Source organism: Rhodoblastus sp. (assembly GCF_019449565.1).
In the GTDB taxonomy this organism is placed as follows: Bacteria; Pseudomonadota; Alphaproteobacteria; order Rhizobiales; family Beijerinckiaceae; genus Rhodoblastus.
Window position 1 is genome coordinate 1 of record NZ_JAGRPM010000009.1, and the last position, 11,913, is coordinate 11,913.

At 61.9% G+C, this 11,913-nt stretch carries 14 protein-coding genes; 5 read left to right on the forward strand and 9 right to left on the reverse strand.

Going from position 1 to position 11,913, the window contains the following annotated elements; all coding sequences use genetic code 11:
• Positions 1–122 precede the first annotated feature (122 nt).
• Both QZ409_RS01650 and QZ409_RS01655 read right to left on the reverse strand, forming a co-directional pair.
• A complete protein-coding gene (locus tag QZ409_RS01650) occupies positions 123–563 on the reverse strand; it encodes a hypothetical protein (RefSeq protein WP_296706397.1) in 441 nt (146 codons plus the stop codon).
• A 1-nt stretch (position 564) separates the two neighbouring features.
• Complete coding sequence (locus QZ409_RS01655; protein ID WP_296706451.1) at positions 565–1,224, reverse strand: site-specific integrase; 660 nt, start codon at positions 1,222–1,224, stop codon at positions 565–567.
• Between QZ409_RS01655 and QZ409_RS01660 the strand changes: the two genes are divergently transcribed.
• A complete protein-coding gene (locus tag QZ409_RS01660; RefSeq protein WP_296706458.1) occupies positions 1,141–1,419 on the forward strand; it encodes a hypothetical protein in 279 nt (92 codons plus the stop codon). The genes QZ409_RS01655 and QZ409_RS01660 overlap by 84 nt on opposite strands.
• A 718-nt stretch (positions 1,420–2,137) precedes the next feature.
• Here the strand turns inward: QZ409_RS01660 and QZ409_RS01665 are convergent.
• The 4 genes from QZ409_RS01665 to QZ409_RS01680 all read right to left on the reverse strand — a co-directional run bounded on the left by QZ409_RS01665 (position 2,138) and on the right by QZ409_RS01680 (position 5,054).
• On the reverse strand, positions 2,138–2,665 hold the full coding sequence (locus QZ409_RS01665) for an antitoxin Xre/MbcA/ParS toxin-binding domain-containing protein (protein ID WP_296706399.1): 528 nt from the start codon (positions 2,663–2,665) through the stop codon (positions 2,138–2,140).
• 368 nt (positions 2,666–3,033) lie between these two features.
• Positions 3,034–3,855, reverse strand: coding sequence for a transglutaminase family protein (locus QZ409_RS01670; RefSeq protein WP_296706402.1), 822 nt, complete (start codon positions 3,853–3,855; stop codon positions 3,034–3,036).
• A gap of 88 nt (positions 3,856–3,943) precedes the next feature.
• Positions 3,944–4,864 carry a transglutaminase family protein gene (locus tag QZ409_RS01675; protein ID WP_296706403.1) on the reverse strand — a complete coding sequence of 307 codons (921 nt, stop codon included), beginning with the start codon at positions 4,862–4,864 and terminating at the stop codon, positions 3,944–3,946.
• Between the two features lie 10 nt (positions 4,865–4,874).
• Complete coding sequence (locus QZ409_RS01680; RefSeq protein ID WP_296706405.1) at positions 4,875–5,054, reverse strand: hypothetical protein; 180 nt, start codon at positions 5,052–5,054, stop codon at positions 4,875–4,877.
• Positions 5,055–5,237: 183 nt separating this feature from the next.
• On the opposite strand from QZ409_RS01680, the gene abc-f reads away from it, so the two are divergent.
• Together abc-f and QZ409_RS01690 are read left to right on the forward strand one after the other, a co-directional pair.
• Positions 5,238–6,860 (forward strand): ABC-F type ribosomal protection protein, encoded by a 1,623-nt coding sequence (gene abc-f, locus QZ409_RS01685; RefSeq protein WP_296706407.1) that lies wholly within the window; start codon positions 5,238–5,240, stop codon positions 6,858–6,860.
• Positions 6,861–7,256: 396 nt separating this feature from the next.
• On the forward strand, positions 7,257–8,096 hold the full coding sequence (locus QZ409_RS01690; protein ID WP_296706409.1) for a ferredoxin--NADP reductase: 840 nt from the start codon (positions 7,257–7,259) through the stop codon (positions 8,094–8,096).
• A gap of 39 nt (positions 8,097–8,135) precedes the next feature.
• Here QZ409_RS01690 and QZ409_RS01695 read toward each other — a convergent pair whose 3' ends face one another.
• A complete protein-coding gene (locus QZ409_RS01695) occupies positions 8,136–8,702 on the reverse strand; it encodes a hypothetical protein (protein WP_296706411.1) in 567 nt (188 codons plus the stop codon).
• An 82-nt stretch (positions 8,703–8,784) separates the two neighbouring features.
• On the opposite strand from QZ409_RS01695, the gene QZ409_RS01700 reads away from it, so the two are divergent.
• Complete coding sequence (locus QZ409_RS01700; protein WP_296706413.1) at positions 8,785–9,447, forward strand: hypothetical protein; 663 nt, start codon at positions 8,785–8,787, stop codon at positions 9,445–9,447.
• A 13-nt stretch (positions 9,448–9,460) separates the two neighbouring features.
• Here QZ409_RS01700 and QZ409_RS01705 read toward each other — a convergent pair whose 3' ends face one another.
• Together QZ409_RS01705 and mbfA are read right to left on the reverse strand one after the other, a co-directional pair.
• Positions 9,461–10,315 (reverse strand): metallophosphoesterase, encoded by an 855-nt coding sequence (locus QZ409_RS01705; protein ID WP_296706415.1) that lies wholly within the window; start codon positions 10,313–10,315, stop codon positions 9,461–9,463.
• An 11-nt stretch (positions 10,316–10,326) separates the two neighbouring features.
• Positions 10,327–11,298, reverse strand: a complete 972-nt coding sequence (gene mbfA, locus QZ409_RS01710; RefSeq protein WP_296706452.1) for an iron exporter MbfA — start codon at positions 11,296–11,298, stop codon at positions 10,327–10,329.
• Positions 11,299–11,436: 138 nt separating this feature from the next.
• Between mbfA and QZ409_RS01715 the strand changes: the two genes are divergently transcribed.
• A complete protein-coding gene (locus tag QZ409_RS01715) occupies positions 11,437–11,910 on the forward strand; it encodes an NUDIX domain-containing protein (protein WP_296706417.1) in 474 nt (157 codons plus the stop codon).
• The last annotated feature ends 3 nt before the right edge of the window (positions 11,911–11,913 follow it).

An 11,913-nucleotide genomic window follows, 5' to 3' on the forward strand; every position in this document is an offset into this window, starting at 1 on the left:
CGCCGGATAACGCTCAATAACGCCATGTCTATCACTCCAAAGACCCCCGCTGACGCCAGCCGGGAGAAGTTCAAACATGGGTCAAATCTCAGTGGAAATGCCCGCCCAAAGCGGGTCAGTTCTCAGTGGCAATCAACAGTCAATGTTCTGCACGCTTCAGCAATCGCCAAAAGGCCAGGTTGAACGTTTCTCAGATTTGAAAGAATGAGTTTGATTATGATTTTGATTTTGATTTTATCGTCAAACTTTCTCGCCTCTTGGAGGCCGAGGTTTGCCCCATCATCCAAGTCCAATCCGCTTTTCGACAAAGTGTCGGCCATCCGAAGGAAAAAATGAAGGTCGTTCGCGGATTTGAGCGCCTTCACAACTTCGCGCGACGCCTTCACGAATTGACGTGACGCCTTTTCCAATTCAACAGCTTTCATTCGCAACGCTGACCGCGAAGGGCGTTCTTTTATCGTGCGATCAAACGCGCCCTCCACCGCCGCAATCAGTTCAGGAACGTCACCTTCGCGGAAGCCATTGCTAACTAAAAGAGCCTTCAAATCGTCCGTAGCCGACATTTCAAACTCCGTCCAGCAGCGCGACAATGCGCTGCGCGACTTTATCGGCGGCGACAAGCAGAATGGCGTCCGCGTGGTGCGCATAACGCGACGTGACGCTCCCTTTTTTATGGCCGATCAGCGCCGCTATCGTCAGTTCCGAATAGCCTACGTCGGCGGCGACGCTGGCGAAGGAATGGCGTAAGGCATGGGGCGTCAGGTCACTGGGAAGCTTGGATTTCGCCGCGACGCGAAGCCAAATTTTATGGAATCCCGCCATGCGTTTGTCGTCGCCTGACGAGGCAGGAAACACGAGCGAGCCGAGGCGCGGAAGGTCTTTTATGACGGAGCAGGCGGCATGTGAGAGCGGCCGAATAGATCGGCCCGTTTTGGTATCCAGAAGCGTCACTGTCCGGTTGGCAAGGTCGATGTCCCGCCAGCGCAAATCGAGCATTTCGCCGCGCCGCCAGCCGGTTAGGGCCAGGAAACGCATCCCGGCAAGCGCGATAGGCCAGGTCGTCGCCGGCATGGCCTCCAGGGCTGCGCCAAGGGCTCTATATTCGGCATCTGAAAAGCGCCGCTCGCGCTGAGCGTAAGCATGGCGCTCGACGCCATGAACAGGATTGTCGGCGCGCAGGCCATGCTTGACCGCAAAGGCGAAAATTGCGCCCAACAATCCCATTACCCGCGTCGCCGTCCCCCGGCCGCCGGTTACGCGGGCGAGTCCGTGCTTGCCGGTCTTGATCCGGGCCGCCGTCACGCCCTCGGCCACGCAGTCGCGAAAAATCTCAATATCCATGCGCGTCACAGCGGACGCTTTGCGCTTGCCGATAAGGGGCTTGATATGTCTTTCTATTCGGCCCACATCGCCCGCTAGGGTACTGGGCTTTTTGGCCGCGCCGCGCCGCGTGAAAAGGCGGCCGGCCTTCGCGTCTTCAAGATATCGGTCGCAAAGCTCCGCCACAGTCGCGGCCTTTCTGTACTCCTGCTTTTGGGCCGCGGGATCGCTGCCCTTCGCCACTTCGCCGAGAATCCGGCGCGCCTCCGCGCGCGCCATTTCGGGCGTCCAGGGCGCGCCATGACGCCCGATAGTGTGCCAGCGCTGGCGACCATCGCTTGTCCGGTACTTAAGGACGTAGGCCAGGCCCTCGCTTTTCTGACGCCGCGCGCCAAAGCCGGCGACCGCCCCTTTTCCCTCGTCCCAGCGGACGGAATTCGCCGGAATGGTTGAGATTTGCTTCAACGTTAGCATAACTTGGCGCTGGCCTTTGGTTGCTAAATGGGCCTAGCTACCAGATAGCTACCGCGCGTTTACAAATCAAGGCAACCTACTTCAAACTGAGGCAATGAAAATACCTTATTTATCAGCAAAGTGTAGGCGTTATGCAAAAAGTCGTAACCGGCTTCAGGCATTAAGCACTCCCTTGGTAAGGGAGAGGTCGAGAGTTCAATCCTCTCTCGCAGCACCATCTAATTGGTTGAAAAATATAAATTCTCGCGGCCAGTTGGCGCGCTTATTCGCGCAATCTGGCGCGGCACGTGCGGGAATCGCTTCAGACGAGATTACCGGCAGAGCGCTTCTACTGGCTGGAGCGTTACGCCTGCGCGGCGCGTCGCCGCGCCTTCAAATAGAGAAGCGTGATCTCGACGCCGAGGAGCCCGTCAGCCGCCATCAAGCGCAGCGGCGAGCGGCCATTAAAGGGTTCGGCGAAATTGTCCTCGCGCAGCCAGGCGACGGCCGCCATCGGCTCGCGGAAAAGGTCGAGCGCGGCGCCGATTGTTTCGAGCGCCAGAATGACGTGGGACAATTCGCAGGAGTCGCCGACCAGCAGGGCGCGTTCCTCGTCGGACAGGCGAGCGAGGTCCGCGATGCGGGAGAATTCATTGCGGATCACGCTCTCCTCGTGGCGCATGGCCATGCGCCGGGAAGCGCCACCGGCGAAGGCGGAATTGCGGTTGCTGCGCGACGCTGTCGCCCGCTCCAGGAAATCGCGCGACAAGGACAGGGGGCGGGCCAAAAACGCCGCCGCGGCGCCATGGCGCTTTTTGGGCATAAAGCTCTGCGGTACCGACAGTGCGCCAATCAGATCGGATCCAGTCCCGACGCCAAACGCAAGCGACATGATGCTCTCTCCCGTATTCAACGGCCTAAACCGATAAGAACAAATAGAGAACATATTTTTGCCATTGTCAAGCGCCCGGTTCCACAGCTCAAAACAGGCTGCGGCCGGAGGATCTGGCCAACTCTGCCGGGAGTCCTCGCCAAGCTTGCGTTTCGAGGCTATGAAAAAGACTCCCGGCGTCAGCGAAAACTTGTTTGCGCCGTGATTTCAGCGGGAAGGAATGTCGATGATCATGCACAACTGGACCGCCCGGCACTGGGTCATTGCGGCCTTGATCATCGGGCTTGCCGCTGGCGCCTTTGTTCTGAGCTGGGCCTGATCCACGCGGCGGGCAAGACCGGTTCGGCCTCGTCCGGCGTCGATGGCGGTCAGGATGTGCGAGGTTGCGGCAGTTCGTCGGTCACCACTTCGAAGCGCACGAGCTTGGCGACGCCAAAAGCCGTCGAGATCGGCACGTCAGCGGCGTCACGGCCGCGCCCCATGACGATGTGGCCGATGCGCGGGTGGTTGTGGCGCGCGTCCATCGTGTACCAGCGGCCGCCGAGATAGACCTCGAACCAGCCGCTGAAATCCATCGGATTGACGTCGACCGGCACGCCAATGTCGCCGAGATAGCCGGTGCAATAGCGCGCGGGGACGTTCAGGCAGCGGCTCAGGGCGATGGCGAGATGGGCGAAATCGCGGCACACGCCGATTCCCTCCTGCATCGAATCGCTGGCGCAGCGCGTCGGGCGGGCGTCGGGATAGCTGAAGCGGATTTTCGAATGGACGAAATCGCAAACCGCCTTCACCCGCATGTAGCCGCCCGAGATCTTCCCAAATGTCGTCCAGGCGAAATCCGCGAGCTTGTCGCTGTCGCAATAGCGGCTCGGCGCGAGATAGAGCAGGACTTCGTCGGGGAGACGGGCGATCGGCGTGAAATCGGTGTCGGGCGGCGTTTCATCCGGTTCGCCGGAATCATGGATCACGAAGCGATTGTGGAAGGTGACGAGGCCCGGCGGGACTTCCACTCGCGTGACGCGATTGCCGAACAGATCGAGATAGGACCGCATCGGCAGGTCTGGATTTGACGTGATGGTGTCAGCCGAAAGCAGATCCGCGTCGCGCGACGGATGGATGTTAAGTTGAAGCAGCATCGGCGTCTGCGCCGGACATTCAAAGGCGATGTCAAAGCCTGCCTGGATAAGCATGGCGCAATCCTTGTGTTCGCGCCGATGGGGCGCCTGGTCGGGACAAATCGCGCCGCATGAGCGACGGCTGTCGCATCAAACGCCCTGGTCATAGCGTCGCGTTTTGATGCGGAATGGAGAAAGGCGCCGCGTCGGGCAGTTGGCGGACCAGGACGGAGACTTCCATGCCCTGGTCGTCCGACGCTTCGCCGTAATAGGACCCATGCAGCGGAATGGCCTGATGCGCCTCCCGGGCCACGGCGATGCGAATGAGATCGCGGCTGCCGACAATGCCATTGGTCGGATCGAATTCGACCCAGCCGGCGCCGGGCAGATAGATCTGGCACCACGCATGGGTCGAGCCGCCGCCGAGATGGCTTACGCCGATGTCCCGGTCGGGAACATAGATATAGCCCGAGACGAAACGGGCGGCGAAGCCGAGGACGCGCGCGGCCTCAATCATCAAGATCGCGAAATCGCGGCAGGTGCCGCGTCCGGAGGAGAGCGTCTGCAACGGGCTGCGCGTGCCCTTCGCGGTGCGGCGTTCATAGGACAATCCCTCCTTGATCGCATAGGTCAAGGTCATCAGCAGCGCGCCCGTCTCGGTCGGACGACCTTGGTGGAGGAAGCGCCGGACCCAGTGATCGAGTTCGCGGGCGGGGTCGGGATAGTGCCGCTCGATGAGGCGGGCGAGATCCGGTATCTCATCGGCGTCATAGGGAAAAGGATAGAAGCGCGCCCGATCCTCCAACTGGAAATCCGGCTCCTCTAGATAGGTGTGTTCGAGCGTGAGATTGTTCTCCACCCGCAGGCTTCGCGTCGCCCCGGCGAAATTGGCGATCGCCACGCAATTGTCGAAAACGTCATGAATCCAGCGCAACTCATGTGGGCGCGGTTCGATTTCGAGCGTGGCGGCGAGGAGCCGCTGGTCGTTGCTGTCGCGTGGGCGGAGCATCATCCGATGTTCTCCAAGCCGCACCGGCGCGGAGTAGGAATAGGTCGTGATATGTTTGACGGTCAGAATCGCCATGCGCCCCGCCTCAATAATCGAGCAGGCGCAGCACGATCCATGTCAGCAGGAACCCTACCAGGAAGGCGCCCAACGCCCTTCCGATCGCGCGAGGACTGCGGGGCATGCCCTCCGCCCGGCCAGGGCCCGCAAAGACATACCAGAAGGCGACGATGAGGCCGACGATAAGGGCGATGTCATTGCGCGGCATGTTGTCCCTGTCGTTCGAGCCGGATTCGCCCTTATGGACACAACTTCCGGAAGGTGGAGTCAGTTCCAATCCGCGCCTGCGTCCCTTTGGCCATCCCGCCGACGCGCGCCCGCGATTCGAAATTTGCTTCCGCCAGCAGGCGACATGGCCTAAGGACGCCGAAACTTTTACAGGCGTCCCGGCATGATTCGTCTCGAGAACATTAGCAAGCAGAATGGCAACCATCTCATCTTCATCGAGGCCTCGGCGGCGCTCCTGAAAGGCGAGAAAGTCGGGCTCGTCGGCCCCAATGGCGCCGGCAAGACGACGCTGTTCCGGCTGATCACGGGTCAGGAAGATCCTGACGAGGGGCAGGTCAATGTCGATCGTGGCGTGACGATCGGCTATTTCAACCAGGATGTCGGCGAAATGGCCGGCCGCAGCGCGGTCGCCGAGGTGATGGACGGCGCCGGCCCCGTGAGCGAGGTCGCCGCAGAATTGGCCGCGCTCGAAACCGCCATGGCCGATCCCGACCGCGCCGACGACATGGATGAGATCATCGAACGCTATGGCGAGGTCCAGGGGCGCTTCGAGGAGCTGGACGGCTATGCTCTGGAGGGGCGCGCGCGCGAAATTCTGGCCGGTCTGAGCTTTTCGCAGGAAATGATGGATGGCGACGTCGGCAAGCTGTCGGGCGGCTGGAAAATGCGCGTGGCTCTGGCGCGAATCCTCCTCATGCGTCCCGACGCCATGCTGCTCGACGAACCGAGCAACCATCTGGACCTCGAAAGCCTGATCTGGCTGGAGGAATTTCTGAAGAATTACGACGGCGCCGTGCTGATGACCTCGCATGACCGCGAGTTCATGAACCGCATCGTGAAAAAAATCGTCGAGATCGATGGCGGCGGACTGGCGAGTTTTTCCGGCGATTACGAATTTTACGAGCAGCAGCGCGCGCTCAATGAGAAACAGCAGCAGGCCCAGTTCGAGCGCCAGCAGGCCATGCTCGCCAAGGAAATCAAGTTCATTGAACGCTTCAAGGCCCGCGCCTCGCACGCCTCGCAGGTGCAGAGCCGGGTGAAAAAGCTGGAGAAAATCGACAAGGTGGAGCCGCCGCGCCGCCGCCAGACAATCCTGTTCGAGTTCCCGCCGGCGCCGCGCTCCGGCGAGGATGTCGTCAGCCTGAAAAAGGTGGACAAGTCCTATGGCGCCCGCAGCATTTATGCGGGGCTGGATTTCCAGGTGCGCCGCAAGGAGCGCTGGTGCGTCATGGGCGTTAACGGCGCCGGGAAATCGACTTTGCTCAAGCTGGTGGCGGGCGCTGCGAAACCCGATGGCGGATCGGTCACGGTCGGCGGCACGGTCAAGATGGCCTATTTCGCGCAGCATGCGATGGACCTGCTGGATGGCGAGGAGACCGTGTTCGAGTCGCTGGAGAATTCCTTCCCGCAGGCGGGGCAGGGGTCTTTGCGCTCACTGGCCGGCTGTTTCGGTTTTTCCGGCGACGATGTGGAAAAGAGATGCCGGGTGCTGTCGGGCGGCGAGAAGGCGCGTCTGGTGATGGCGAAAATGCTCTATGATCCGCCGAATTTCCTTGTGCTCGACGAGCCGACCAATCATTTGGATCTGCTGACAAAGGAAATGCTCATCGCGGCGCTATCGCAATATGAGGGCGCCATGCTGTTCGTCTCGCATGACCGGCATTTCCTCGCGGCCTTGTCCAACCGCGTGCTGGAGCTGACCGACGAGGGCATTCATCAATATGGCGGCGGCTACACGGAATATGTGGCGCGCACGGGCCAGGAGGCGCCCGGCCTGCGCAGTTAAGCGGCGCCTGGCCTGCGCACGCCTGGCTTGCGCAGCTGAGCGGCGTGGGAATTTCGTCAAAAGGAAATGGTTTTGCCGCGCGGGACTTTCGCCGGGGCGAATTTGCCTTATTTGACAAGGGGTCGAGAATCGACATTGCCATTCCGGCCGGGTCGTTATAGGAAACGGGCCTTACAGGCTGGCTTGGCGCCTTTCTTGCCGGGCCAGACGCGCGTCGACGCTCGGCTTGATGGCGGTTTCGCCTCGCGATTTGAGCCCCGGCGCGAATGGATCCCGGCAGAGCGCGATCGCTCTCGCGGATCGGATTGAAATCGAGGGCCAGCGCCTCTGTCATGCCCCAAAGGCGTTTCACCGCCCCATGGGGCCGGCGCTGGACTTGCACGGAGATTGGTCAAGATGAGCAATGCCGCCGAAAACGACACCGTGACGGCTCCGCCCGCGGAAGCCCCGGCCAAGAAAAAGGGCGGCGCCTTCAACCGCGAAACCGTACTTGAAGTGCAGCATTTTACGGACCGCCTGTTCCGCTTCCGCACGACGCGCGATCCGCATTTCCGCTTCGTCAATGGCCAGTTCGCCATGATCGGCCTTGAAGTCGAAGGCAAGCCGCTGCTGCGCGCCTATTCCATGGCCAGCGCCAATTACGAAGACGATCTCGAGTTCTTCTCGATCAAGGTGCCGGACGGCCCGCTGACCTCGCGCCTCCAGCATCTCAAAGTCGGCGATTCGGTTCTGGTCGGCCGCAAGCCGACCGGCACGCTGGTTCAGCCGAGCCTGCTGCCGGGCAAGCGCCTCTACATGTTCTCGACCGGCACCGGCATCGCGCCCTTCTCCAGCATCATCAAGGACCCGGAGGTCTATGACCTCTATGACCATCTGATTCTGATCCACGGCTGCCGCGAGGTCGCCGAGCTGAAATATGGCCTCGACATCGTCGAGGCGGCCCGCGAGAACGAGTTCTTCGGCGATATCGTGCGCGAAAAGCTCATTCACTATCCGACCGTGACCCGCGAGCCCTATCAATATCAGGGCCGCGCCACCGATCTGATCGAAAATGGCAAGCTGTTCGCCGATATCGGCCAGCCGCCGCTCGATCCGGCTGAAGACCGCGTCATGATCTGCGGCAGCCCCGGCCTGCTGCGCGATTTGGTGCGCATGCTCGAAGAGCGCGGCTTCCGCGAGGGCTCGGGCGGCGATCCGGCCTCCTATGTCATCGAAAAGGCCTTCGTCGAGTCCTGAGACCCGACGAGATGGGTTCGCCCTGGCCTGGCCTTGTCTTCAGGCGCTCATCGTCTGGCTCCAGGTCGAGGGCAGGTGCTTGACGCTGGCCGGCTTGCCGCCGGAGGCACGAGCTTCGAGGAAATGGCGCAGTTCCTTTGCGTCAAGGCCGGAGGCGCAGCGCCCATTGAATTTGATGAGAGGGCCATTGATGAGGCTCGGATTGACCGAGAGCATCACCAGGGCCTGCTGGGGATTGGCGCGCGATGGGTCGATCTCGCCCGAGAGCACTTGCGGCGCCGCAGGGTCGAACCATTCGGGCACCGGCCTTTCCGCAAAAAATGCGCGAAGTCCTGCGGAAGTCCAGTTTTCCGCAGTTAAGTCACGCGTTTCGACTTCATACCCGGCTGCGGCAAGCAAGTCTTTATGCTCGCGATCCTTTTTAGAACCAGACTTTTGGTAAAAAACTACCTTTTTCATGGCGCTATCCCTTGCGGTCGGAAGAAAGCTAGGCAAGTCGTAAGCTGTTAAGTCCACGGCGCCATGAAGGCCGCAATGCGACGCCCGCGCGTTGGCAAAGGTTCTTTTTTTGGATTTTTTTGGACAGGAAAGATTTTGGTCGAGCAACGCTGCTATCCAACAGAAATAATTTGCTTTAAAGTCATTGAACTCATTTGATTCGTATATTCCTGTGCATGGAGATAGACGGGTGCGCCGTCCGCAGAAGCCTTTTACTGTCGAAGTCAAAAAAGTTCGCAAAGGCGGCTTCGCCAGATTTTTGGGCTCCGGACCGCAATGGAACGAATCCGATCTGGCGGAAGAGGCCCCTAAAGAACAGCCGGCGCCCTCGCGGGCAACTCCGCCCCGCGCCGAACCCGCGCCGCCGCCACGCCGAATTCTCGAAGCCATCGAGCCATTGTCGGGATCTGTCCCGGACGACAAGGCGGCCGAGGCCTCTGAAACGTCTCTGGAGCCTGTGGGCCAGATCGAGGCCAAGCCACGCCGTCGCGGCCGCCCGCCAAAAGCCGCGCCGATCGCGGATGGCGCGGAGACCGCTGTCGCGCGGAAGGTCCGCGCCGCCCCGGCGCCGCGCAAGAAACGTAGCGCCCCAGCGCCGAGCAAGAAACCCAGCGCTCCTGCGCCGAACAAGAAATCCCGCGCCCCGGCGCAGAACAAGAAATCCCGCGCGACCGAAAGCGGTCCCCAAATCGAAATTGCCTTGCCAATCGCCGCGCCGCCCGCGCCTGTTTCTACGCCGGCTTTGGCGCCCGCGCCGGCGGCTCGGGTCGCCCAGTCCCATCGTGTGGAAGCCGCGAGCGGCCTGCCGCGCGGCGAGCGCTGGAAGCGCCGTCTGCCCAAGGTCTTGTGGTAGCTCCGCCCCGTCTTCAGGCCGGGATGCTATGGAATTGTCCAGCGGCGTCGAGTTGCCGTGTGGTGACCGCAATGCGTCGCTGTTCCAGATCGAAATCGATTAGAAAATAGGCGGAGCGCCGGCGCGGATTGCGGCCGATCGAAGACGCCGAGCAAATGCCGAGCACCGGGATCGGCCCATCTGGCCCGGGCAGGCTTTTTCGTGAAATCACATGGCTGTGCCCGTGCAGCACCAGATCCGCGCCCTCGCGCGCGAGCGTCTCGGCCAGGGCGCGATGGTCGGCGAGATTGCGCATGCGGCCTCCGCCGTCGACCGGCGGGTGATGCAGCAGCACGACGCGGACCTCATCGCGCGTCTCGCGCAGGATTTCGGCGAACCGCGCCAATTGCCCGCGCCCGAGCTTGCCCGAGGCGACAAAGGGCAGCGTCGGGACGCCGCTGCACAGGCCGATGATCGCCATTCCATCGCGCCGTCGCAGGAAGGGAAAGCCGTTCGCGCCGTCGTCTCCGCGCATCCACGGACTGAGGTCGCGCGCCATATAGGCGAGGCTGGATCGCAGATAGGCGTCGTGATTGCCAGGGGCGAGGCTGACGTCGGCCGGAGCGCCGATCGTGTGCAGCCATTGCGCGGCGAGCTGGTATTCCGCGGGCAGGCCGATATTGCAGACGTCGCCGGTGATCGCGACATGGTCGGGACGATGCGCGCGCAGATCGGCGACCAGCGCGCCCAGCGCCTCCATGTCATGGGCGCGATAACGGCCGCGCCGCCAGTTGATATAGCCGGTAGCGCGTTTTCCCAGCAGGTCGCGCCATCGTGGATTGGGCAGCGGGCCGATATGGGCGTCGGAGAGATGGGCGAGACGGAACATTTGCCGAGCCCTCAGGCGCCGCCGATGAGAATGCCGACGGCGAGCACGACCGCGCCGCCGACGACGATCTGGGCCACGGCCTTGAGGAAAGGCGTGTCCATATAGCGCGCCCTGATATAGGCGATGGCCCACAGTTCGATAAAGACCACGATCCCGGCGATGGTCGTCGCGGTCCAGAAGGCGTGGGGCCAGGAATCCGGCACCAAAAACGGCAGACTGTGGCCGAGGCCGCCGGCAGTCGTCATGAGGCCGCAGACAGCGCCGCGAATGAAGGGCGCGCCGCGCCCGGTGATCGAACCGTCGTCCGACAAAGCCTCGGCTATGGCCATGCTGATGCCGGCGCCGAGCGAAGCGGCGAGCCCGACGAGGAAGGTGCTCCAATTATTTTGCGTGGCGAAGGCGGCGGCGAACAGCGGCGCGAGCGTCGAGACCGAGCCGTCCATCAGGCCGGCGAGGCCGGGCTGGACATATTGCAGCACGAAGAATTTATGCGCGGTCCGGCCTTCCTCCGCGCGGGCGCTTTCGGTCAGGATCGCTTCTGAAAGGGCGTTGGCCTTCTCGCCGTGGCTCTTCTCGACCACCGCGAGATCGCCGAGCAATTTGCGCACGCCGACATCCTGCGAGGCGGCGGCGGCCTGGACGTAAAAACGCTGCGAATCGACCTCCATCGCCTCGGCCTGGTGGCGGATCGTCTCCAGCGGCAGGTTCTTGACGAACCAGGTCGGGCGGCGGCTGTAGAAGCCCTTGACGTCCTCGCGGCGAATGGCGGGCAGGTTGGAGCCGAAACGGGCCTGATAGATCTCCAGCAGCTGGCGGCGATGGCCGTCTTCCTCCGCCGCCATTTCATGAAACACTTTCGCGGTTGCGGGATAGCGATCCGCCAGCTCTTCTGCGAAAGTGGCATAAATTCGATTGTCTTCTTCTTCGGAAGCAATCGCGATGGCGAGGATTTCGCGTTGGGTCAATTCGGAAAAGCTCTTCAAACTCATGATCTTCTCCGAGTGAGCGGCGGCGTCAGGGTTTTTGCGCGAGAGGCTTTTGCCTCGCCGCGCGTTTTCGATTTCGCAAGCGCATCAAAGCTATAATTTGATTTCAAGACTGAATCCAGTCGCGGAGCTTTCATGTCCGAAATGGCGTTATGGCAAAAATTCATCCGGCAGGGGCAGCGCATTGTCGGCCTGGCGCTGCGGCCCATGACGCTCGGCGTGCGCGTGATCGCGCTCGATGAGACGGGGCGGGTTTTCCTCGTGCGTCACACTTATATCCCGGGATTTCATCTGCCCGGCGGCGGCGTCGAGCGCGGCGAGACGGCGGTGGCTTCGCTGCGTCGGGAGATGGAGGAGGAGGGCGGCCTGGTCTCGGAGGAAACGCCCCGCCTGATCGGGTTCTATCACAATCCTCGTCATTCGCGGCGCGATCATGTCGCGCTTTATCTTGTTTGCGGCGCGCGCCAGGTCAAGCCCCGCGCGCCCGATTGGGAAATCGCCGAAAGCGGCTTTTTTCCCCTCGATGCGCTCCCCGCCGAAGCGACCGCTTCGACACGGGCGCGCATCGCCGAATATTTGCAGCAGGCCGCGCCCTCGCCGATCTGGTGAAGC